Origin of the sequence: Massilia sp. MS-15 (assembly GCF_020176695.1) — a bacterium.
GTDB classification, from domain to species: Bacteria; Pseudomonadota; Gammaproteobacteria; order Burkholderiales; family Burkholderiaceae_D; genus Telluria; species Telluria hydrophila.
Genome location: NZ_JAIWIA010000001.1, coordinates 50,445 through 71,931 on the forward strand (window position 1 = coordinate 50,445; position 21,487 = coordinate 71,931).

The window sequence follows — 21,487 nt, forward strand, 5'->3', positions numbered from 1 at the left end:
AGTGAATATTTGCGAATTAACAATTTTCAATAAATAAATAGCAATAGCATTGATGCGTCACTCACTACTCATGAGGAGCGCTTCATGCACCCTGTCTACCGATTCTCGTTCACCCTGCTGACCCTCTTCGCGGGCGCCATCGACTGCGCCCAGGCCGGGCCGCAGTATGTCATGTCCTTGCTCGGGGCCGACGACTTCGTCATTCCCATGGCCATCAACAATCGCGGCCAGGTGGTCGGCACCATGGGCCCGCTGTTGGGACAGCGGCAGTTCTTCCTGTCGGACGGGGGCGTGGCAAGCACGCTCGACGATGTGCGAGCGGGGACAAACCGGATCGACATCAATGATGCCGGCGTGATGCTCTACAACCACGCCCTGCACTACACCAATGGGTCCACCGCCGGGCTTCCCATGACGGGATTCGCACTCAACAATCATGCCGACGTGGCTGGCGAAATCCACAGGCTGGGTCAGCTGAGCCTGGCGGCAGTCTATCGCCCGAATGGAACGCTGAGCGTGGCAGGCATCGCAGGCCGCTGGAATTCGGGCTATGACATCAACGACGACGGCGTGGTGGTCGGCGCCGCCCATGGCATCAACCTGAAAACGGATCCGCCGGGGTTTCCCGCCTTCCGGGCGGCACGCTACGCGAACGGCCAGGCGCAGATCCTGGAGCCCTACGGGCACGGCTACGGCTTTGCCAACGCGGTGAACAAGGCCGGCTATGCCGTCGGCGTGACGGGTGGGCATGCCGCGCTATGGAGGCCGGACGGAACCCTGATCGACCTGGGCGCCATCCTGGAACAACGCTATGGTCCCGAGCAGTACAGCATTGCCTACGGGATCAATAGTTTTGGCGAAGTGGTCGGTTCCTTCGGCGACGCCCAAGGCTTCCTGTACAGCAATGGCGTCATGTACGACCTGGAACCGCTGGTCCTGAACGATGACGGACTTGACTACATGGCCTACGGCATCAACGACCGTCACCAGATCATCGCGGCCTCCGCCGTCGGCGATGGCGTCATCCTGAACCTGGCCGGCCCGGCTGTGGCGCAGCCGGTGCCGGAGCCGGCCAGCCACCTCGTGTTTCCAACATGCCTGGCCGCTCTCTGCTTCCTGAGGCGCAGGAAGACGCGGTGCGCTCCGACCGGCAGGCTGGCGCCGGTGGCACCCGGCTGACACCCCGCACGCGCCAGTACGCGCTGCGCCATCCGCCGGTCCTTCCTCCTACCGGCGCTTCCCTGCCCTCTCCCGTCGGACGCAGTCGCCGCCTGCGCCCGTGGCGCAAACCCCGCGGCCCTCAAGGGCGGGGCCTCCATGTTATTCTCTCGCCTGCACCGGGCTCCGCGCGGTGCCATGCCCCGCGGGCTCCCGCCGATCGAACAAACCCCAGCATCCGACTTGATGAATACGATTACCCTGTACGGCATTCCCAACTGCGACACCGTCAAGAAAGCCCGCACCTGGCTCAGCGAGCACGGCCACGATTTCCACTTCCACGACTTCAAGAAGCAGGGCTTGAGCCGCGCGCTGGTGGCTGGCTGGCTCGAACAGCTCGACTGGGAAACCCTGGTCAACCGCAAGGGCACTACCTGGCGCAACTTGCCGGACGAGCGCAAGGCGCAGGTCAAGGACAAGGCCAGCGCCCTCGACCTGATGCTGGAAAGCCCGTCCGTCATCAAGCGCCCGGTACTGGCCGGCGTGGGCCCGGTCTCGGTCGGCTTCGCGCCCGATGCCTACGCGGCCAGGTTCGCGGCCCGGCCGGGTGAAGCGGCATGAAAGCCTCGCGCACCCTGCTGCTCACCGAAGAGCTGATCGCCCTCGATTCGGTCACCCCGCACGACAGGGGCTGCCAGCAGCGCCTCATCGCGCTGCTGGCGCCGCTGGGCTTCGCCTGCGAGACCATCGCATCGAACGGCGTCACCAACCTGTGGGCGCGCAAGGGCACGACCTCGCCGGTGTTCGTGTTCGCCGGCCACACCGACGTCGTGCCTTCCGGGCCGGAGCACCAGTGGGCATCAAGCCCGTTCACGCCGACCCGGCGCGACGGCAAGCTGTACGGCCGCGGCGCTTCCGACATGAAGACCTCGATCGCGGCCATGGTCGTGGCCTGCGAGGAGTTCATCGCGGCACATCCCGACCATAAGGGCTCGATCGCCTTCCTGATCACCAGCGACGAGGAAGGCCCGGCGGTGGACGGCACCGCCGTCGTCTGCGAGCGGCTGGAAGAACGCGGCGAGACCCTCGACTACTGCCTGGTGGGCGAGCCCACGTCGAGCCACGTGCTGGGCGACACCATCAAGAACGGGCGCCGCGGCTCGCTCTCGGGCCACCTGGTGATCAAGGGCATCCAGGGACACATCGCCTATCCGCACCTGGCGCGCAACCCGATCCACCAGGCCGCGCCGGCGCTGGCGGAGCTGGCCGCCGAGGTCTGGGACGAGGGCAATGAATACTATGCGCCCACCAGCTGGCAGGTCTCGAACATCCAGGGAGGAACCGGCGCCAACAACGTGATCCCGGGCCAGCTGGCGCTCGACTTCAACTTCCGCTTCTCCACCGCCAGCACCGCCGATGGCCTGGAAGCGCGCGTGCACGCCATCCTCGACCGCCATGGGCTCGACTACGCGCTGGAATGGACCTTGTCCGGGCAGCCCTTCCTGACACCGAAAGGCACATTGTCGGATGCCGTGTGCAGCGCGATCTTCGACGAACTGGGCGTGCCGACCGAACTGTCGACCAGCGGCGGGACCTCGGACGGCCGCTTCATCGCCCGCATTTGCCCGCAGGTGATAGAATTCGGGCCTCCGAACGCCAGCATCCACAAGATCGACGAACACATCGAGCTGCGCTACATCGACCCCCTCAAGAACATCTACCGCCGCACGCTGGAACAGCTGCTGGCGCCGCAGCAACGGTAGAACCAGAACAACCCTCGGGAGAAGGCCATGACCAACACCACTTTCAGCACGCCGCGCGACCTGCTGCGCTATGCGATCACCCGCTTCAACGGCGCGAAACTGTTCTTCGGCCACGGCAGCGCCGAAGCCTTCGACGAAGCGGCCTACCTGGTCCTGCACACCCTGAAGCTCCCCCTCGACCGGCTCGACCCCTTCCTCGACGCGCGCCTGCTGCCGGAAGAAGTGATCCAGGTGATGGAAACCATCGAGCGCCGCGTCAGCGAGCGCGTGCCGGCCGCCTACATCACCAAGGAGGCCTGGCTGGGAGAATACCGCTTCTACGTGGACGAACGGGTGCTGGTGCCGCGCTCCTTCATCGCCGAGCTGATTCCGCAGACCTTCAGCCCCTGGGTGCAGGATCCGGAAGCCGTCGGGAACGTGCTGGAACTGTGCACCGGCAGCGGCTGCCTGGCGATCATGATGGCCGACGCCTTCCCGAATGCCGTGATCGACGCGGTGGACATCTCGAAGGATGCGCTGGCCGTGGCCGAGCACAACATCCGTGAATACAAGCTCGAAGGCCGGGTCAACCCGATCGAGTCCGACCTGTACGAGCATGTGCCCTTCAAGAAGTACGACCTGATCGTCACCAATCCGCCCTACGTGAACAGCGTCTCGATGGGCAAGCTGCCGCCGGAATACCTGCGCGAGCCGCAGATCGCGCTGGCCGGCGGCGAGGATGGCATGGACCTGGTGCGCAAGATCGTCGAAGGCGCGGCCGAGCGCCTGAGCCCGGAAGGTATCCTGGTGGTCGAGATCGGCAACGAGGTCGAGTATGCCGAAGCGGCCTTCGGCCACCTGGGGCTCACCTGGCTGAGCACCAGCGCGGGTGACGATGCCGTATTCCTGCTGACCGCCGAACAGCTGCAGGCCCAGTAAGCCAGTTTGTTTCAACGATTTTCGTAGGGTGGGCAGCTTCCCTGCCCACGCGCTCAACGATCGCATGCACTACCACAGTGCACCTGACAGTTGAACGCGTGGGCGGGAGACCGCCTACCCTACATGACACCATAAGTTTGCAATGATCCGCTTCCAGAACGTCAGCCTGATGCGCGGCACCAAGCCGCTGCTAGAAAGCGCCGACCTTACCCTCAACCCGGGCGACAAGATCGGCCTGATCGGCGCCAACGGCGCCGGCAAATCCAGCCTGTTCGCCATGCTGCGCGGCGAGCTGCACCCGGACCAGGGCGCCATCGACTTCCCCGCCAAGTGGCGCATGGCCTACGTGGCCCAGGAGACCCCGGCCCTGGACCGCCCGGCGCTGGAATACGCGATCGACGGTGACGTCAACCTGCGCCGCCTGCAGGCCGAACTCGACGAGCTGGAAGCGCATCCGGACGTGGGCGACCACGGCATGCGCCTCGGTGAACTGCACAGCGCGCTGCTTGATGCCGACGCCTATACCGTGCAGTCGCGCGCCGAACAGCTGCTGCTCGGCCTGGGCTTCTCGCTGGAGCAGATGGGGCGGCCGGTGGCAAGCTTCTCGGGCGGCTGGCGCATGCGCCTGAACCTGGCGCAGGCCCTGATGTGCCCTTCCGACCTGCTGCTGCTGGACGAGCCGACCAACCACCTGGACCTGGACGCGATCATCTGGCTGGAAGACTGGCTCAAGCGCTACCCGGGCACCCTGATCATCATCTCGCACGACCGCGACTTCCTGGATGAAATCGTGAACGTCATCGTGCACATCGACGAGCGCAAGCTGAAGCGCTATTCGGGCAACTATTCCGGCTTCGAGCGCCAGCGCGCAGCAAGCCTGGTGCTGGCGGCCGCCGCTTTTGAAAAGCAGCAGCGCACCCGCGCCCACCTGCAGTCTTTTGTGGACCGCTTCAAGGCCAAGGCCACCAAGGCGCGCCAGGCCCAGAGCCGCATGAAGGCGCTGGCCAAGATGGAAGAACTGGCGCCGCTGCGCGCCGCCGCCGAATTCTCGTTCGAGTTCCGCGAGCCGCTGTCCGCCCCGAACCCGCTGCTGGTGCTGGAAGACGTCGACGCCGGCTACCCGGTGCTGGACGCGCACGGCGACAAGGTCGGCGGCAAGCCGATCGTCAGGCGCGTGAACTTCTCGCTGCAGATCGGCCAGCGCATCGGCCTGCTGGGCGTGAACGGCGCCGGCAAATCGACCATCATCAAGACCATCGCCGGCGAACTGATGCCCCTGGAGGGCAAGGCGACCCTGGGCAAGGGCCTGTCGATCGGCTACTTCGCCCAGCACCAGGTCGAGATGCTGCGCCACGACGAGTCGCCCTTGTGGCACCTGGCGAAGATCGCGCCGACCGTGCGCGAGCAGGAACTGCGCAACTTCCTCGGCAGCTTCAACTTCCCGGGCGATATGGTGACCAGCAAGATCGCGCCTTTCTCGGGCGGCGAAAAGGCGCGCCTGGCCCTGGCCCTGATCGTGTGGCAGCGGCCGAACCTGCTGCTGCTGGACGAACCGACCAACCACCTGGACCTGGAAACGCGCGAGGCGCTCACCATGGCGCTGGCCCAGTTCGAAGGCACCCTGGTGCTGGTCTCGCACGACCGCCACCTGCTGCGCGCCACCACCGACCAGTTCATCATCGTCGCCGACGGCAAGCTGCAGCCTTTCGATGGCGACCTCGACGACTACAAGGAATGGCTGTTCCAGACCAAGCTCGGCAAGGGCACCGACACGCTGCCCGCACCCGCCCCGGCCAGGGATGGCAAGCCCGATGCCCCAGCGGCGGCTGCGGTCGACCGCAAGGAGCAGAAGAAGCTGGAAGCGGAAGCGCGCCAGCGCCTGGCCGCGCTGAGGAAGCCCATCGAGAACCGCGTCAAGCGCCTGGAAGAGCAGATGGCCAAGCTGAACGCGAAGAAGGCCGAGGTCGATGCCCAGCTGCTCGACCCCGCCATCTACGAGGCCGGGAACAAGGAAAAGCTCAAGCTTCTCGTGGCCGACCAGGCATTTGCTTCGCGCGACCTGGAGCAGCTCGAATCCGAATGGCTGGAACTGCAGGAGCAGCTCGAAGGCCTGGCCGCCTGAGGCGGGCCTTGGCGCCCCCCGGCGTCAGGCCACCTGGCGTGGCGCGGCCGGCGCCACCGACATCAGGCGCTCGATGTCGATCAGGACCATGCGGCGCGCGCCGAGCATGCCCAGGCCGATCAGGTAGTCGGCTTCGGGCATCGGCTGCACCTGCTGCGGGCCGAGCCGCACCACGCCCGTCACGCGCTCCACCACCACCCCGACCAGGCCGGCGGCGACCCGCACGATGATCACCTCGGTCTCGGGAGCGGGCAGTGCCGGGCCGGGGGCGAAGGCCGCGCGCAGGTCCACCACCGGCATGATCACGCCGCGCGCATGGGCCACGCCGCCGATCAGCTCGCCGTCGCTGGAAAAACGCTCGAGCATATGGTAGGGCCGTAGCTCCTGCACGGCGGCATAGTCGAGCCCGTAGTCGAGCCCGCCCAGGGTGAAGCCAAGGAATTGCTGGAGTCTTGCGGCGAGGTGGTTCGGCATGGCGCTTCCTTTCATCGGGCCCACCTATGCTACGGGCCATGCCGCTGGGAATTGTTGACTGTAGTCAGTTATTGCATTTGCGTGGGCGCAGCATCGTTCACGTCCGCGCGCAGGGCCAGCTTCAGTGTCCGGTTCTGCAGCAGCCCGTGCACCAGGCCGGCCGCGATCGCCAGCGTGAACAAGGCCGTGGTGGCGATGGCGATCCCGGGCCCGCCCAGCGCCAGTCCGGCGCCGACGCACAAGGGACCGAACAGCAGGATGTCGCCGAGCGAAAACAGGCTGGCCGCCCAGCCGGGCCGCCTGAGCAGGACCTTGCTGGACGCCAGGTCACGGCAACCCAGCACCGAGTTCCAGTCGCCGCGCTTGCCAAAGGCCACCGCGAAGCGGGAACCCGGGCGCGGGATCACACCGCTGTGGAGATTGACGCCGTAGACGGGACGGCCGGCGCAGCGGAAGCTGAAGTCGCCGCGGGCCGGCTGGACGTCGAACACCTCGTCGAATTGCACTTGCTCGATATGCATGGAATTCCTCAACATGACTCGAAGCAAGTGTAGAACGGCTGCGCCAGCCGATGTTCCCAATAAATGGGAACCAGACTTCGGTCCGACCGAAGGATGCGCCAGCTAGACCTGCAGCCGCAGCAGGGCCGCCACCAGCGGTGCATCGTGCGGGCTGGCCAGCAAGCCGGCCAGGGCGACACGCGGGACCAGCGACACCGCCTGGCTCTCCCAGCCCATGTCCGACGGGCAGCCGCCCACGCGCCGCGCCAGGTAGTAGCGCGCGTGGCTGAGGCTGCGGGTACTGTCGGCCAGGAAGCCGGTCAGCACCACCTGCAGGCCGCTCTCCTCCCACGCCTCGCGCAGCGCGGTGGCGCGCAGCGAGACGCCCTGGTCGACCGTGCCTTTCGGGAAGGTAGCGGCATAGCCGCCGTAGGCGTTCGAGGGATGCACCACCCATACCCGCCCGTCCGGCTCGACGATCACGGCGCCGGCCGCCGCGTGCCTGCCCTCGGGCACCGAGAAGCCCGGTTCGGCGAAAGCGGCGCCGCGCGCAGCCAGCGCGCTCCAGCCGGCGCTGTCGGCGGGCGCGGCGCGCCAGGGCGCGAACGGGAGGCCGTTCAGGGCGGGCGGAAGCGCCCCGCCCGGTACCACGGTGGCGAGGCTCCCCGCATCGAGCCAGCTGGCGGGCGCGCTCGGCGCGTGCGGCGCATGCAGGCGCACCGGCTGGCCGCGCTCGTTCTTCTTCGGGTGCACGTTGGTGTCCATGCCGCCATTCTACGGCAGCGCGCCAGCATTGCTTCGCCCCGTCTTCTGTGCCAACATCGCCGAACCTGCTCCCTCGCGCGAACAACAATGAACAAGACGCCTGGCTCCGCTCCCATTACCCTTGCCCTCGACAACGTGCTGCTCGACATGCGCCCGCGCCAGCTCGGCGGCTGGCGCCGGGGCGGCGTGGAATTCCTGTATTTCGGCTTCAAGAACGCGCGCGCCTGCCTGTTCGTGGGCCTGTTCTTCGCCGCCATCATGCTGACCCCGCGCGCCGGCCTGGCCGGTATTCCGCGCTACGACCTGCTGTTGCTGGTGGCGCTGGCGATCCAGCTGTGGATGGTGAGATCCGGCCTGGAGACGGTGGACGAACTGAAGGCGATCTGCCTGTTCCACGCGATCGGCTTCGCGCTCGAGGCCTTCAAGGTGTCCGGCGCGATCCAGTCCTGGGCCTATCCCGACTTCGCGTATACCAAGGTGCTGGACGTGCCGCTGTTCTCCGGCTTCATGTACGCGGCGATCGGCAGCTACATCGTGCAGGCCTGGCGCCTGTTCGACCTGCGCATCCGCCACCATCCGCCGCACTGGATGGCGTGGACGATCGCGATCCTGATCTACCTGAACTTCTTCACCCACCACTATATCGGCGACTACCGCTGGTACCTGGCCGCCTGCGCGCTCGGGCTGTACTCGCGCACCACGGTGGTGTACCGGCCGCTCGACCGCGATCGGCGGATGCCGCTGCTGCTGGCCTTCGTGCTGATCGGCTTCTTCATCTGGCTGGCCGAGAACATCGGCACCTTCTGGGGTGTCTGGCGCTACCCGAACCAGCTCGGGGCCTGGTCGGTGGTCCACGTGAGCAAGTGGAGCTCGTGGTCGCTGCTGGTCATCATGACCTTCACCATCGTGGCCAACCTCAAGCACATCAAGGAAAAGATCCACGTCGCCCGCGCCTAGCCCGGGCCGAAAGGAGAATCGCCATGGGCTCCCCCCTGCCCGCCTGCCGCGCAGCCCTGTTCGGGATGGCCATCCTGGCCGGCGCGCCAGCGAACGCCGGACAGCCGCCGCGAAGCCCGGCCGCCCAGGACGCGCGCGCCACCGTCGCCGCGATGGAGCGCCAGCGCGCCGCGGCCTTCGAGCGGCGCGACATCGCCGTCCTGCGCGGCCTGATGGACCGCCAGTACTATCACGTGGAAAGCCGCGGCCGCGCGCGCAGCAAGACCGAGCTGCTCACCGCGCTCGAGCATGACGGCCTGCGCGTGCGCAACTACGAGATCGAGTCCAGCGAGATCCAGCTGCTCGGCGACGGCGGCACCGCCCTGGTCACCGGCATCTTCCGCACGGTACTGGAAGGACAGCCGCCGAAACCCTTCCGCGCGCGCTTCGCACGCCTGTGGGTGCGCCAGCCGGATGGCTGGAAGAACACCTTCCACCAGGCCACCGAGATCCGCCCGGCGCAGGACAGCTGCGAATGCAACTGACCCGCCGGCGCTGGCTGGCGCGCGTGTTCAGGAGGCGTGCACCACCCCCGTGCTCCAGCTGAAACTGCCGCTAGCGCCGGCGAACAGCAGCTCGGCGCCGCTGGCGTCGCGCAGCCGTGCCTTGATCTCGCGCGGCGCCAGGCTGAAGATGGCGCTGCGCTCGGCCGCCGCGGTATCCGGCTCCACGTTCAGGGCGCGTACCGTGAGCTCGCCTCCGACCTGCACGATGGCGACGCTGACCGCGCCGCTGTGCTCCAGGCGCTGCTGGTCCAGCCGCGCCAGCAGCGCCATGCCGGACCCCTGCTCGGCCTCGATGTCCTTCACTTCCTGGGTCAGCGCGGCCATCTGCTTGAGCGCCGGGGCCACCGAGGCCGCCAGCTTCTGGAAGGCCGGCTGCTGTTCCCGGGTCAGCACCAGCTCGCCCTTGCGCACCCGGGCCGCCAGCCTGACATAGCTGCTCACTTCCTCGCGCGCGGTGAGTTCGGCCATTACCGCGCGACGCTGCGCCGCCAGCCGTCCGAACTCGCCCACGCGCTCGCGGATCATGGCGATCGCCTCGTCGATGCGGCCGCAGTCGGGACGCAGCACGAATACCCGCATCTCGCTGTGCCCGCGCGGCGCGGCGCGTTCGATGGCGATCCGGCGCGCGGCGATGGCGCAGCCCTCGGCCTGGCCGATCTCGACCACGTCGGCCATGATGTCGCAGTTGACCGCTTCCACGATCCTGACGGTGGCGCCGGTGATGGTGCAGTTCTCGGCGCGCTGCAGCTGCACTTCGCCGTTCGCACTCTGGATGGTGGCGGCCGAGGCCACGCCCACCACCCGCACCGGGCCATTGGCATTGCGCGCGCTGCCGCCGACCAGGTTGCGGTTCAGGCACACCACGCCGCCGCGCGAGAGCACGTTGCCGAACACGTCGGCATGCACGGTGATGCTGTCGCCTTCGACGATGCGGTTTTCCTGCACCTCGCCGAATTCCTCGTAGTCGCCTTCCAGCTGCAGGTTGCCGGTGGTACGCGCGCTGACGCCGTCGCGGCTGACGATCTTGTCGCCCACCGACAGGCGGCTGCCTTCCACGTTCAGGAAGCCATCCTGCTGCGCCACCACGAACTCGCCGTCCGGCACCCGCTCCACGGCCGTGCCGGCGCCGCTCCAGTCGGCCAGTTCGAGGTCGGACGGTGGCGGCGGCACCAGCGCGATGCCGGACAGGTCGAAGCCAGGCGCGCCCTGCACCCGCGGCAGCTTCTGCAGCAGGCGCTTGCCGGCCTGGATCTGGGGGAAACGGTTCTGGAAACTCATCAGGTCAAGCTTGCCGTTGGCAAGCTGGCGCGGCGCGTCGCTGCGGTGCAGCTCGGCGGACACCTCGACCACCCGCGCATCCTGGCCGGGCGAAGGCGGCAACCGGCGCGCCACCACGATGCGCCCGAGGCTGCCGTCCGCGATCGCGGCGCGCACCGCAGCGACATCGATGCCGAAGCGGACTCCCTTCATCCACATGTCGGCGATGAACTCGTCGACATCGAGCCGGGCCGGCTGCTCGATGCCCGCGGCATCGGGCAGGAACAGCTGCTCGAAATAGTACTCGGCCTCGCCGTCGGCGATGCGGGCGGCGCGGTACAGCGCGCGCCGCACGGGAGAAAACGGCCGCATCGCGTCCGCCAGGCGCAGCACCGTCTCGCCACGCGCATTGCGCGGCAGCGCCGGACCGTGCCCGTACAAGGCCTTGATCAGGACCGGGTAGTCCAGGCCGGAGAAATACTGGTTCCTGAGGAAGACGCTGTCGACCGCCGCCAGCAGGGTCGGGCCGAGGGCCCCGACATCGCACCAGACGCCGTCGTCATGGCAGGCGATGCAGGCCTCGGGCCCACCGGCCACGGGAGAAGTTGCGGACGCACCCGAACGCGTTGCGGGCGCAGCGGGGGCACTCGATGGAACGGATTCGGACAAGGCTCACTCCCGGCTTGGTCAGTGCGCCCTACGATAGCATGTTGTGCAATATAAATAAACATATTGCAACAAAATCGATGTCAAAAACACACAGGCCGGGCCGGGAGAAAGCGGCGCCAGAAACAGCAACGGCGCCCGCGGGCGCCGTCGTTCGCAAGGTCCGGGCGCGGCTTCAGCGGCGCCGGGCGTTCGGGTACAGGTCCTTGCCCGCTTCGTTGATCTGGCGGCGCAGGTCGCTGCGTTCGTCCGGCGTCATGCGGCCGCGGCGGCCTTCTTCGCGCATGCCCTGCTCGCGCATCGCCTGCTCGCGCATGATCTGTTCACGCATCGCCTGTTCCTGGCGCCGCTCGTCGCGCCGCTCGTCGCGCATCTCGTAGGCGCGCTGGTCGAAGCGCGGGTCCTGCACGCGGCTGTCGTAACGGTCGCGCATCGGCGGCTGGCCGCGGTCCTGGCCGGCGGCCATGGCGCCGGCGGCAGCGCAGGCCATCATGCAGGCCAGCACACCATGGCGCACCAGGCCGGCCAGACGCTGGCCCTTGCCGCATGCGCGGACGGCGCTTCCTGCCTGGTTTTTGATAAACACGTCGTTCATGGTGTTCCTCTTCCGCGATACGATATAAACAGATAAGCTGTGCTCTCTACTTGCAGCCAGTGTAGGTGCATACCGTTCGAGGTGTAAGACCGAATGGGTAAAGTTTGTAACACAATGTAATGGCTGAGCCATATGGACGAGATGTCCAAACGATATGACGTTACCATAGCGACATGCTCCTGACAAATCCGGAATCCATATGAACACGACGAACAACACGGGCAATGCAAGCGGCGCCAGCCCAGGCAGCCAGGGCGGACACTCCGCGCGGATCATGGTGGTGGACGATGACGTGCGCCTGCGCGACCTGCTGCGCCGCTATCTGACCGAACAGGGCTTCCAGGTGGTGACCGCGGAAAGCGCGCCGGCCATGAACAAGCTGTGGCTGCGCGAGCGCTACGACCTGCTGGTACTCGACCTGATGCTGCCGGGCGAGGACGGCCTGTCGATCTGCCGCCGCCTGCGCGGCGCCGGCGACCAGACCCCGATCATCATGCTGACCGCGAAAGGCGAGGACGTCGACCGCATCGTCGGCCTCGAGATGGGCGCCGACGACTACCTGCCGAAACCTTTCAACCCGCGCGAGCTGGTGGCGCGCATCGGCGCCGTCCTGCGCCGCAAGGGTCCGGACGAGATCCCGGGCGCGCCGAGCGAAACCCCGCAGACCTTCGAGTTCGGCGACTTCGTGCTCGACCTGGGCACCCGCACCCTCAAGAAGAACGGCGAGACCGTGCCCCTGACCACCGGCGAATTCTCGGTGCTGAAGGTGTTCGCGCGCCATGCGCGCCAGCCACTGTCGCGCGAGAAGCTGATGGAACTCGCGCGCGGCCGCGAGTACGAGGTGTTCGACCGCTCGCTGGACGTGCAGATCTCGCGCCTGCGCAAGCTGATCGAGCCCGATCCATCAAGCCCGCTGTACATCCAGACCGTGTGGGGCCTGGGCTACGTGTTCATCCCTGAAGGACAGCCGCGCTAGTGTTCGCCCCACTTTCGGCGGCGCGCCGCGCCGCGCGCTTCGCCTGGTACCGCAGCGGCCTGTTCTGGCGCACCTTCCTGCTGATGGCGGCGCTCACCGCGGTCTCGATCGGTTCGTGGATCGGCATGATCAGCGTGTTCCAGCGCGGCCCGCAGGTACAGCAGACCGCCGAGCTGGTGGTGTCGGTGGTGACCCTGACCCGGGCCGCCCTCACCCACTCCGCGCCCGACCTGCGCCGCGAACTGCTGCTGGAACTGGTGTCGAACGAAGGCATCCGCATCCTGACCCTGAACGACGACGACCTGGTCGAGCCGCCGCCGGACAATCCCCTGATGCCCGAGATCGCCGCCAAGGTGCGCGAGCGCCTCGGCCAGCAGACCCGCTTCTCCAGCGGCGTGAACGGCGTGCCCGGCTTCTACATCAGCTTCAACATCGACGAGGACGAATACTGGCTGATGCTGGAACGCGAACGCCTGGCCGGGCTGACGCGCGGACAATGGCTGGGCTGGGCCGCGCTGGTGGGCCTGCTGTCGCTGATCGGCGCGGCCTTCATCTCCTCGCTGGTGAACCGCCCGCTCGCGCGCCTGACGGCAGCGGCGCGCGCCATCGCCAAGGGAGAGCGACCGGCGCCCCTGCCCGAGAAGGGCTCGCAGGAGATCATCGAGGCCAACCGCAGCTTCAACCAGATGGTCGAAGACCTGGCCCAGGTCGAGAAGGACCGCGCCGTGATCCTGGCCGGCATTTCGCACGACCTGCGCACGCCGCTGGCGCGCATGCAGCTCGAAGTCGAGATGGCCAAGCTGCCGCAGGATGCGCGCGAAGGCATGCAGTCGGACATCAACCAGATGGATGCGATCATCGGCCAGTTCCTCGACTACGCCAAGCCGACCGACGCCGCCACCTTCGTCGACGTCAACCTGAGCGAGATGCTGTCGGACGTCGGGCGCGAGGCGGGCCGTATCCGCGACCTGCGCCTGAGCCTCGACCTGATGCCGGGCGTGCACGTGATGGGCAATGCCACTGACCTGCGGCGCGTGGTCAACAACATCATCGAGAACGCCCGCAAGTACGGCAAGACGCCGGGCCAGGACCATACCGAGATCGCGATCGTGTTAAGAGTAAAAGCGACAGGCCACGGACGGCGCGCGGTGATCGAGATCTGCGACCATGGCGTCGGGGTGCCGGAAGACCAGATCAGCCAGCTGCTGAAACCCTTCACGCGCCTGGACAGCGCGCGCGGCCAGGCCAATGGCGCCGGCCTGGGCCTGGCCATCGTGGAGCGGGTGCTGAGCCGCCATCACGCCGAATTCACGGTCGGCAACCGCGAGGGCGGCGGCCTGGTGCTGCAGCTGGCGCTGCCGCTGGCCAACCAGGGCCTGGCGGAGCGCTGGAGCGCGGGACCGAAACCCGTCTAGCGCAGGCTGGCCAGCGCCCCTTCCAGGCGCGGGTAGCGGAACACGAAGCCTTCGCGCTGCAGCCGGCGCGGCGCCACGCGCTGCCCTTCCAGCAGCAGGTCGGCCTGCTCGCCCAGCAGCAGGCGCACCGGCCAGCCCGGGGTCGGCACGATGGCCGGACGGCGCCACAGGCGCGCGGCGCAGCGGCTGAATGCCAGCTGGGTGACGCACTCGGGCGCCGTGACATTCGTTATACCGGCCCGCGGCGGGCCGGACGCTTCGAGCGCCAGCCGCCAGCGGTGCGCCATGGCGCCCACCACATCCTCGACATGGATCCAGGACATCCACTGGCGGCCGCTGCCCAGCCGGCCGCCCAGGCCGAGGCGGATCGGCAGCAGCAGCATGGGCAGCGCGCCGCCCCGTCCGAGCACCAGGCCGAAGCGCATGCACTCCACCCGTACGCCGTGCGCGACGGCGGCGACGGCCGCCTCTTCCCATTCGCGGCACAGGTCCGACATGAACACCGGCTGCGGCGGCGCGGATTCATCGAGTTCGGTCGCGTCGCCGAGCCGCTGCACGCCGTAGTAGCCGATGGCGGATGCGTTCAGCAGCAGGAAAGGCTTGCGCTCGGCGCGTGCCATCCAGTCCACCAGGCGCCGCGTCAGCGCGACCCGGCTGCGGCGCAGCGCGGCCTTGCGCGCCGCGCTCCAGCGCGGCCCGAGGATGCGCGCACCGGCCAGGTTCACCACCACGTCCACCGGGGTCGAGGGCGGCAGTTCGTCGAGCGTGGCGACCCAGCGCACCGCGCCGGCGATGCGCCGCGCCGCCTGCGGGTCGCGGCTCAGGCCGATCACGGCATGGCCGTCGTCCAGCAGGGCGCGTACCAGGTGCCCGCCGACGAAGCCGGTGGCGCCGGTGACCAGCACCGTGCGCTTGCAGGTGTCGAAGGAGATCGGTGCGGCGTTCATGGCTGCTCCTTGGCGGCCGGGCCGAGGAAGCGCGCCAGCTTGCCGCCCATCTTGACCATGCGCTGCACGGTCTGCGGCGGCAGGTGCTGGTAATCCTGGAAGCTGGCGCCGAGCATGTCGAGGAATGCGAGCACGGCCTGCATGCGCGCCAGCGTGGCGGCATCGAGTTCGCCGTCTTCCTCGCCTTCGATCGCGCACTCGCGCAGCACGCTCAGGGTGGGATCGATCTCGCGCCGCTTGCGCTCTTCGAGGATGACGCGGAAGATTTCCCACACGTCCTGCAGCGCCGCGAAATGGTCGCGGCGGTCGCCCAGCACGTGGCTGACGCGCACCAGCTTCCAGCTCTGCAGCTCCTTGAGGCTGGTGCTCACGTTCGAGCGCGCCACGCCCAGGGTCTCCGCGATGTCTTCGGCCGTAAGCGGGCGTCCCGCCAGGTAGAGCAGCGCGTGGATCTGCGCCACCGTGCGGTTGACGCCCCAGCGGGTGCCCATTTCTCCCCAGTGCAGGACGAACTTCTGTGCGGTCGGGCTGAGCGACATGATATTTTTCTTATTTCTGTTAATACTGAAATTAAAGAACAAAATGGCGCATATGGCAAGCAATATCGCAAGCAGTATCGCAAGCAATCTGACAAGGTGGACGCGTGGGCAGGCCGGCACGGGGCGGCAGGACCTTGGCTATACTGGTGGCTTTCGACTTCTGCGAGCCCGACCGACATGCCAGACACCGCCCTCTCCTACCACGACGTCGAACTGGCGGCCGAGCGCCTGGCCGGCGCCGCCCACCGCACGCCGGTGCTGACCTCCAGTACGGCCGATGCGCGCACCGGCGGCACCCTGTTCTTCAAGTGCGAGAATTTCCAGCGCATGGGCGCCTTCAAGTTCCGCGGCGCCTACAACGCGATCGCGAAGTTCGACGCGGCCCAGCGCGCGGCCGGGGTGCTCACCTATTCGTCCGGCAACCACGCCCAGGCGATCGCCCTGTCGGCGCGCCTGGCCGGGATCCACTCGACCATCATCATGCCGCTCGACGCGCCGGCGCTGAAGGTCAAGGCGACCCGGGAATACGGCGGCGAGGTGGTCACCTATGACCGCTACACCGAGGACCGCGAGGAGATCGGGCGCCGCCTGTCGCAGGAACGCGGCATGACCCTGGTGCCGCCCTACGACCATCCGGACGTGATCGCGGGCCAGGGCACGGCGGCCAAGGAACTGTTCGAGGAAACGGGCCCGCTCGACATCCTGCTGGTGTGCCTGGGCGGCGGCGGCCTGCTGGCCGGCTGCGCGCTGGCGGCGCGCGCGCTGTCGCCGCATTGCAAGGTGATCGGGGTCGAGCCGGAGGCCGGCAACGACGGCCAGCAGTCGCTGCGCAAGGGCGAGATCGTGCACATCGCGGTGCCCAGGACCATCGCCGACGGCGCCATGGTGACCCATGTCGGCGCGCACAATTTCGAGGTGATCCGGCGCGCCGTCGACGAGATCGTCACCGTCAGCGACGCGCAGCTGGTGCAGACCATGGCCTACTTTGCCGAACGCATGAAAATGATCGTCGAGCCGACCGGCTGCCTGGCGGCGGCCGCGGCGCTGCACGGCGTGGTCGACGTGAAAGGCAAGCGCGTCGGCATCCTGGTCAGCGGCGGCAACGTCGACCTGGCGCGTTTCGCGGAACTGGTCGCGACGGCATCGGCGTGAACGATTCCTGCTGGAATGGCGAATACCGTTCCAGCGCGCGCACGCGTGTGACAGCGAACAGAAGCGTGTAAGACGGGCGCGGACAATGGAGGCTCAATCCAAGGAGCCGACCATGAAGCGTCATCTGTGCCTCAGCATCCTCGCCGCGGCGCTGGCCGCGTCCGCCGTCCCTCCGGCACTGGCCGGCTCGGAGATCGTCAAGTGCGTGGGCAGCGACGGCCGCATCACCCTCACCGACCAGCCCTGCGCGGGCCGCGCCAGCACCGTGCGCCTGCCCGGCGGCGGCGCCGACGCCCCGTCCGGCCAGGCCCGGCACGATGCCGGCCGCGTGGCGCCCTATCCGCTGGCCGTCGAGCAGGGCGTGCTGCCGCCCCCGCCGCAGCGTAGCGCGGGCTTCGTGCGCACCCGGGGCAAGCCGCTGACGCGCGACATCGCCACCCTGAAGGCCGCGCGCGCCCAGTTCCTGCTGATGGATACCGGCACCCGCCAGACCCTGGCCACCCTCGACTGAAGCGCCGCCCTCAGCCGGGCACCAGGCCCGCGCTGGCCCGGGCATCGAGTTCGCCCAGTAGTTCGAGCAGCTCCGGATCGGTGATGAATTCCGCCGCCGAGCGTGCCGCCAGCAGGCGCTCCGCCGGCTGCGAACGGGCCACCACCCAGCCCTGCACGTAGTCGACCCCGATGCGCGCGAGCGTACGCACCGTGGCCGCGTCTTCCGCCCACTCCGCCACCGTCTTCATGCCCAGGTTGCCGGCCAGGCTGACCATGGCTTCCACGATCGCCACGTTGGCCGGGTGGGCATTGATGTTGACGATGAAGTTGCCGTCGATTTTCAGCACGTCGGCCGGCAATTCCTTCAGGTAGGAGAACGAGGTATAGCCGGCGCCGAAGTCATCCAGCGCCACCTTCACGCCGAAGCTGCGCACCTGGTCGATGAAGCGGCGCGTGTTGTCCAGGTCGTGCAGGGCGACGCTCTCCGTGATCTCCAGGCACAGGCGGCTGGCCACGTGCAGGTACTGGCCCAGCACCGCGAAGGTATCCTGCACGAAGCGCTCGTCGTTGAGCGAGGCGCCCGACAGGTTCATGCACACGAAGCGTGTATTGCCGAGGCGCTCGGCATGCTCGGCGATCCAGGCCAGGGTCGTGTTCAGCACCCAGCGGTCGATCAGGCTAGCGCGCCCGCTCTTCTCGGCCGCGGCGATGACGGCGCCGGCCGGCACCACCCGCCCGTCAGGCTCGCGCAGGCGCAGCAGCACCTCGAAGTTGAGCGTGTCGCGCGGGCTGCGCAACGACATGATCGGCTGCATCTCGAGCAGCAGGCTGTCGGTGGCGCCCGGACCGGACAGGCGTGCCACCATGTCGAGTTCCACCTCGCGCTGGCGGAAGGCTTCGGCGCCGCGCTCGTACACCACCAGGCCTTCGCCGGTGCCCAGCTTGGCCTCGCGGCAGGCGCGGTCGGCGGTCGAGACCGCGTCCTTCATCGGGATGCCCGGCGCCAGCTCGATCAGGCCGACCGATGCGCGCACATGGAAGGCCTTGTCGCCCACCCGGAACGGCGTGCTGCCGAGCCGGTCGACGATGCCGCGGCAGATGATGGTGGCCAGCGCGATCGCCGTATCCGGCATCACGATCACGAATTCGTCGCCGCCCACGCGCCCGACCTGCTGGCCGCCGGCCAGTATCCCCGCCATCCGCTCGCAGACCTGCTTGAGCACCTCGTCGCCGGCCGCGTGGCCGAACAGGTCGTTGATCAGCTTGAAGCGGTCGAGGTCGACGTAGGCCAGCGCCATCGGCTTGCCGGCCGCCAGGGCGGCCGCCGCCTGCGCGTACTCCTGCTCGATGCCGCGCCGGTTGAAGACCTTGGTCAGCGGGTCGTTGTTGGCCATGAACTGCAGCTGCTCGGTGACCTTGTGCTTTTCGGTGGTGTCCTGCAGCACGCCCTCGATGCGCGCGCGGGCCAGGGTGGCGCTGACCTGGAAGCGCTGGCTGCCGTCGCGGCTGCTCAGCTCCATCTCGGCCTCTTCGCGCGCATGCACGCGCTGCTGCAGGGCGGTCCAGCTGCCTTCGCTGAAATACTCGCGCCAGGCGGTACGGCCCGGCACGAAGCGGCCGATGCCGAGCATCTTGCGCAAGGCCGGATTGACGCTCAGGAAATGGCCCGCCATGTCGAGCGTGAACAGGCCGACCGGCATCGCCTGGTAGGCGTGCTCCAGTTCGCGCTGGGCCGCTTCGCGCTGCTCGGTCTCGATCCGCATCTGCTCGGCCACGGCGAGCGCGGCCAGCAGGCTGGACGCGAGCGCCGCGGTCACGCTGTTGATGACGCCCAGCAGTTCGCGCATGCCGAGCGCGGCCGCCGCGACCTCGGCGATGGTGGCCAGGAAGCTCACCGCGAACGAGGCCGCGAACCACGAGGCGACCCGGTTGCGCGACTCGACGATGATCTTGAACAGCCCCACCGTCATCACCGAGAAGCAGCATACCGTGATGCCCCACAGCAGTGGCAGATACATGCCGTAGGGCAGGAACATGGCGGCAGCCAGCATCGGCATGCACAGCCATTGCATGATGCGCATCGGCAGCACATAGCGCAGGGCCGCGATGTTCTGCTTCAGCAGGGCCTGGTACAGGGTCAGGGTCGCGATGCCATACAGGGTGATGGTGACCGAGCGGCTGCGCAGCAGCCAGTCGGAAGGGACGGTCTGGCCCAGCCACTGGATGTCCCAGCCGGCCGAGAGCGCCCCCACGCGCAGGTTCAGGATCAGCCAGCCGGCAAACAGCACGTACAGCGGCTGGCGGTTGATCAGGGCCGTGATCAGGACGAACAGGGCAAGCACCACCATGCCGCCATCGAGCAGGCCGGACTTGCGGTGGTACTGTTCGACCGACAGCGTGTACTGGGCAGCCGGCCATTGCAGCACCGACAGGCGGGCCGGGCCCGCGGAACGGACGCGGCACAGCAGCTCGGCCGGCAGCGGCTGCAGGTCCAGGACGAAGCCGGCTTTCGAGGCGGAGATCACGCCGCTGCCGCTGGCGCGCGTGGCGGCGCCGAGCGGGGCCAGGCTGGCGGCATCCCAGCAGGCCACGTCGAGCGCGTGGCGCGAAGGGAATTCGATCACCTGGCTGCCGCTGCGCGGCATCGGTTCGAAGGCGAACCAGACCGGCGCCTCGGACAGGTGGGTATCGTGGCCGCTCACCAGGCTGCTGGCACGGAGGCGCGCCAGCGCCGCGCCCGGCGCCAGCGCGCCGTCCTCCTGGGACAGCACGTGCATCGACAGCGGCACGTCGCCGCTGCTGCGGTACTGGTCGTGCCAGAACAGCAGGGCAAGCAGGGAGACGAAGCCGATCCCGAGCGGAATCAAGTAGTAGGCGAACAGGTTCAGCACCCACTCGACGACCGCGTGTGCAGCGAGCAGGAGCGAAAAACGACGTTGGGGTGTCGAGTTGGGCATAAACGGGAAGCAAGCGCTCGAAAACCGCAGCCGGATGCCGGCTGCGGTGTCAAAGCGCAAGGATACAGGCTTAGGCAAATACCGTCATGCAATATCTGGCAAACGGCGCGGAGGCGTCGCCGCCTGGCCGCATGGTGCCTGCTTTCCTGCCTGCCTCCTCCGCTCAGGCAGGGCCGTCCATCATGCGCGCCGTGCCGGACACGCGGATCGAGGCACCCGGTTCCGGTCCGATGTCGGCGCGCAGGCGCGAGCGCATGCCCATATCCTCGCCTTGCACCACCTCGATGGCGCCGCCATGCGGCCAGCCAAGGTCGCGCAGGTAGCCGGCCAGGGCCGCCGTACCGGCACCGGTGGCGGGATCTTCCAGCACCCCGCCGGATGCGAAGGGGTTCCGGGTATGGAACAGCTGCGGCGCCTCGGCCCAGGCCAGCACGACCGTCACCAGGCCGTGCTCCTGCATCAGGCGGCGGCCCGCTTCGAGCGCATAGGACATGCGCGCCAGGGCTACGCGGCTGTCCAGGGCCAGCACCAGGTGGTCGGCGCCGGCATGGGCCAGGGCTGGCGGGATGCGCGGGTCGAGCTCGGCGCGGGTATAGCCGAACAGCGCCAGCGCGGCCTCGACCAGCGCCGCGGGCGCCGGCGCGCTCCTGGTCGGCGGCGACTGCAGGCTGGCGGCCACCCGGGCGCCTTCGCTGCGGCCCTCGACCGAGATCGTGGCCGCGTTCAGCTGCAGCGTGTAGCGGCCATCGCCGAAGCGGCGCGCCAGGGCGGCGCCCAGCGCGATCGTCGCGTGGCCGCAGAACGGCACTTCGGATTCGGGCGCGAAGTAGCGCACCCGCCAGGCCTGCGGCGCCTGGCCGGGACCGGCGTCGCTCCCCCCGGGGGCCGAGGGCGCGGCGAAGGCGGTTTCCGAAAAGCCGAGCGCGCGTGCCAGCGCCGCCATCTGCGCTTGCGGCGGCAGCGCCGCGCCGATCCAGACCCCGGCCGGGTTGCCACCCGAATCGCCGTCGGAAAAGGCGGCGATGCGCTCGATATCGTCCAGGCTGGCGGGTGGATGCAAGGCTGGCTGCATGGCGGTCTCGTTTCTGGTCTGGTTCGCGGGACCACCATCATAATCCGGCGCCGCTCCGGCTGCAGGAGCAGCTCCGCGAGCCTCAAGGGCAGCCTTGCTGCGTGGCGGCCCTCATCGCTTTCGGCGGCATGGCCCCGCTTGCCGCCGGGCCCGGGCAGGCGCATCAACTCGCCGGCACTCCCTGAAAAGCGTGACGCGGCACAGGGCGGCGCGAGAC

General features: G+C 68.3%; 20 protein-coding genes. 11 read left to right on the forward strand and 9 right to left on the reverse strand.

The genetic code is table 11. The features are described from left to right. The first annotated feature begins 84 nt into the window (after positions 1-84). The 5 genes from LCI23_RS00245 (at position 85) to LCI23_RS00265 (ending at position 5,961) form a co-directional block, all read left to right on the forward strand. Positions 85-1,179: a hypothetical protein gene (locus tag LCI23_RS00245; RefSeq protein WP_224942275.1), complete on the forward strand. Its 1,095-nt coding sequence runs from the start codon at positions 85-87 to the stop codon at positions 1,177-1,179. A 225-nt stretch (positions 1,180-1,404) separates the two neighbouring features. Then, positions 1,405-1,779, forward strand: coding sequence for an ArsC family reductase (locus LCI23_RS00250; protein WP_224942284.1), 375 nt, complete (start codon positions 1,405-1,407; stop codon positions 1,777-1,779). Continuing rightward, positions 1,776-2,921: a succinyl-diaminopimelate desuccinylase gene (dapE, locus tag LCI23_RS00255; protein ID WP_224942286.1), complete on the forward strand. Its 1,146-nt coding sequence runs from the start codon at positions 1,776-1,778 to the stop codon at positions 2,919-2,921. The genes LCI23_RS00250 and dapE overlap by 4 nt, the downstream gene beginning before the upstream one ends. A gap of 27 nt (positions 2,922-2,948) precedes the next feature. Further along, positions 2,949-3,839 (forward strand): 50S ribosomal protein L3 N(5)-glutamine methyltransferase, encoded by an 891-nt coding sequence (prmB, locus tag LCI23_RS00260; protein WP_224942294.1) that lies wholly within the window; start codon positions 2,949-2,951, stop codon positions 3,837-3,839. A 142-nt stretch (positions 3,840-3,981) separates the two neighbouring features. Then, positions 3,982-5,961: an ATP-binding cassette domain-containing protein gene (locus LCI23_RS00265; RefSeq protein ID WP_224942296.1), complete on the forward strand. Its 1,980-nt coding sequence runs from the start codon at positions 3,982-3,984 to the stop codon at positions 5,959-5,961. A gap of 24 nt (positions 5,962-5,985) precedes the next feature. Here the strand turns inward: LCI23_RS00265 and LCI23_RS00270 are convergent, their stop codons facing one another. The 3 genes from LCI23_RS00270 to LCI23_RS00280 form a co-directional block, all read right to left on the reverse strand. After that, positions 5,986-6,435, reverse strand: a complete 450-nt coding sequence (locus LCI23_RS00270; RefSeq protein ID WP_224942299.1) for a chemotaxis protein CheW — start codon at positions 6,433-6,435, stop codon at positions 5,986-5,988. A 68-nt stretch (positions 6,436-6,503) separates the two neighbouring features. Further along, positions 6,504-6,956, reverse strand: a complete 453-nt coding sequence (locus LCI23_RS00275; protein WP_224942308.1) for a hypothetical protein — start codon at positions 6,954-6,956, stop codon at positions 6,504-6,506. A 102-nt stretch (positions 6,957-7,058) separates the two neighbouring features. Continuing rightward, complete coding sequence (locus LCI23_RS00280; RefSeq protein WP_224942310.1) at positions 7,059-7,700, reverse strand: NUDIX hydrolase; 642 nt, start codon at positions 7,698-7,700, stop codon at positions 7,059-7,061. Between the two features lie 147 nt (positions 7,701-7,847). Between LCI23_RS00280 and LCI23_RS00285 the strand changes: the two genes are divergently transcribed. Both LCI23_RS00285 and LCI23_RS00290 read left to right on the forward strand, forming a co-directional pair. After that, complete coding sequence (locus LCI23_RS00285) at positions 7,848-8,657, forward strand: DUF817 domain-containing protein (RefSeq protein ID WP_224942996.1); 810 nt, start codon at positions 7,848-7,850, stop codon at positions 8,655-8,657. A gap of 23 nt (positions 8,658-8,680) precedes the next feature. Further along, positions 8,681-9,181 carry a nuclear transport factor 2 family protein gene (locus tag LCI23_RS00290; protein ID WP_224942312.1) on the forward strand — a complete coding sequence of 167 codons (501 nt, stop codon included), beginning with the start codon at positions 8,681-8,683 and terminating at the stop codon, positions 9,179-9,181. A 27-nt stretch (positions 9,182-9,208) separates the two neighbouring features. Here LCI23_RS00290 and LCI23_RS00295 read toward each other — a convergent pair whose 3' ends face one another. Continuing rightward, positions 9,209-11,056, reverse strand: coding sequence for a flagellar assembly protein A (locus LCI23_RS00295; protein ID WP_224942314.1), 1,848 nt, complete (start codon positions 11,054-11,056; stop codon positions 9,209-9,211). 244 nt (positions 11,057-11,300) lie between these two features. Next, positions 11,301-11,720, reverse strand: a complete 420-nt coding sequence (locus LCI23_RS00300; RefSeq protein WP_224942316.1) for a hypothetical protein — start codon at positions 11,718-11,720, stop codon at positions 11,301-11,303. A 274-nt stretch (positions 11,721-11,994) separates the two neighbouring features. Between LCI23_RS00300 and ompR the strand changes: the two genes are divergently transcribed. Together ompR and LCI23_RS00310 are read left to right on the forward strand one after the other, a co-directional pair. Further along, positions 11,995-12,696, forward strand: a complete 702-nt coding sequence (gene ompR, locus LCI23_RS00305) for a two-component system response regulator OmpR (protein ID WP_051306146.1) — start codon at positions 11,995-11,997, stop codon at positions 12,694-12,696. Continuing rightward, entirely contained in the window at positions 12,696-14,111 is a 1,416-nt protein-coding gene (locus LCI23_RS00310; RefSeq protein ID WP_224942318.1) for a sensor histidine kinase, read from the forward strand. Before ompR ends, LCI23_RS00310 begins: the two co-directional genes overlap by 1 nt. On the opposite strand, the gene LCI23_RS00315 is transcribed toward LCI23_RS00310, so the two are convergent. Continuing rightward, a complete protein-coding gene (locus LCI23_RS00315) occupies positions 14,108-15,058 on the reverse strand; it encodes a TIGR01777 family oxidoreductase (RefSeq protein ID WP_224942321.1) in 951 nt (316 codons plus the stop codon). The genes LCI23_RS00310 and LCI23_RS00315 overlap by 4 nt on opposite strands. After that, a complete protein-coding gene (locus tag LCI23_RS00320) occupies positions 15,055-15,597 on the reverse strand; it encodes a GbsR/MarR family transcriptional regulator (RefSeq protein WP_224942323.1) in 543 nt (180 codons plus the stop codon). The genes LCI23_RS00315 and LCI23_RS00320 overlap by 4 nt, the downstream gene beginning before the upstream one ends. Before the next feature lie 177 nt (positions 15,598-15,774). Between LCI23_RS00320 and LCI23_RS00325 the strand changes: the two genes are divergently transcribed. Both LCI23_RS00325 and LCI23_RS00330 read left to right on the forward strand, forming a co-directional pair. After that, complete coding sequence (locus LCI23_RS00325) at positions 15,775-16,749, forward strand: threo-3-hydroxy-L-aspartate ammonia-lyase (protein WP_224942325.1); 975 nt, start codon at positions 15,775-15,777, stop codon at positions 16,747-16,749. A 112-nt stretch (positions 16,750-16,861) separates the two neighbouring features. Further along, positions 16,862-17,260, forward strand: coding sequence for a DUF4124 domain-containing protein (locus tag LCI23_RS00330; protein ID WP_224942327.1), 399 nt, complete (start codon positions 16,862-16,864; stop codon positions 17,258-17,260). A 10-nt stretch (positions 17,261-17,270) separates the two neighbouring features. On the opposite strand, the gene LCI23_RS00335 is transcribed toward LCI23_RS00330, so the two are convergent. Together LCI23_RS00335 and LCI23_RS00340 are read right to left on the reverse strand one after the other, a co-directional pair. Beyond that, positions 17,271-20,198, reverse strand: coding sequence for an EAL domain-containing protein (locus LCI23_RS00335; protein ID WP_224942329.1), 2,928 nt, complete (start codon positions 20,196-20,198; stop codon positions 17,271-17,273). Between the two features lie 163 nt (positions 20,199-20,361). Beyond that, a complete protein-coding gene (locus tag LCI23_RS00340; RefSeq protein ID WP_224942331.1) occupies positions 20,362-21,270 on the reverse strand; it encodes a PhzF family phenazine biosynthesis protein in 909 nt (302 codons plus the stop codon). Positions 21,271-21,487 lie beyond the last annotated feature (217 nt).

Coding starts and splice junctions, on each gene's coding strand:
- LCI23_RS00285 (WP_224942996.1), top strand. CDS start 7,848: ATGCGCCCGCGCCAGCTCGGCGGCTGGCGCCGGGGCGGCGTGGAATTC.
- LCI23_RS00335 (WP_224942329.1), bottom strand. CDS start 20,198: ATGCCCAACTCGACACCCCAACGTCGTTTTTCGCTCCTGCTCGCTGCA.
- prmB (WP_224942294.1), top strand. CDS start 2,949: ATGACCAACACCACTTTCAGCACGCCGCGCGACCTGCTGCGCTATGCG.
- LCI23_RS00275 (WP_224942308.1), bottom strand. CDS start 6,956: ATGCATATCGAGCAAGTGCAATTCGACGAGGTGTTCGACGTCCAGCCG.
- LCI23_RS00265 (WP_224942296.1), top strand. CDS start 3,982: ATGATCCGCTTCCAGAACGTCAGCCTGATGCGCGGCACCAAGCCGCTG.
- LCI23_RS00325 (WP_224942325.1), top strand. CDS start 15,775: ATGCCAGACACCGCCCTCTCCTACCACGACGTCGAACTGGCGGCCGAG.
- LCI23_RS00270 (WP_224942299.1), bottom strand. CDS start 6,435: ATGCCGAACCACCTCGCCGCAAGACTCCAGCAATTCCTTGGCTTCACC.
- LCI23_RS00300 (WP_224942316.1), bottom strand. CDS start 11,720: ATGAACGACGTGTTTATCAAAAACCAGGCAGGAAGCGCCGTCCGCGCA.
- ompR (WP_051306146.1), top strand. CDS start 11,995: ATGGTGGTGGACGATGACGTGCGCCTGCGCGACCTGCTGCGCCGCTAT.
- LCI23_RS00320 (WP_224942323.1), bottom strand. CDS start 15,597: ATGTCGCTCAGCCCGACCGCACAGAAGTTCGTCCTGCACTGGGGAGAA.
- LCI23_RS00280 (WP_224942310.1), bottom strand. CDS start 7,700: ATGGACACCAACGTGCACCCGAAGAAGAACGAGCGCGGCCAGCCGGTG.
- LCI23_RS00330 (WP_224942327.1), top strand. CDS start 16,862: ATGAAGCGTCATCTGTGCCTCAGCATCCTCGCCGCGGCGCTGGCCGCG.
- LCI23_RS00250 (WP_224942284.1), top strand. CDS start 1,405: ATGAATACGATTACCCTGTACGGCATTCCCAACTGCGACACCGTCAAG.
- LCI23_RS00290 (WP_224942312.1), top strand. CDS start 8,681: ATGGGCTCCCCCCTGCCCGCCTGCCGCGCAGCCCTGTTCGGGATGGCC.
- dapE (WP_224942286.1), top strand. CDS start 1,776: ATGAAAGCCTCGCGCACCCTGCTGCTCACCGAAGAGCTGATCGCCCTC.
- LCI23_RS00315 (WP_224942321.1), bottom strand. CDS start 15,058: ATGAACGCCGCACCGATCTCCTTCGACACCTGCAAGCGCACGGTGCTG.
- LCI23_RS00245 (WP_224942275.1), top strand. CDS start 85: ATGCACCCTGTCTACCGATTCTCGTTCACCCTGCTGACCCTCTTCGCG.
- LCI23_RS00340 (WP_224942331.1), bottom strand. CDS start 21,270: ATGCAGCCAGCCTTGCATCCACCCGCCAGCCTGGACGATATCGAGCGC.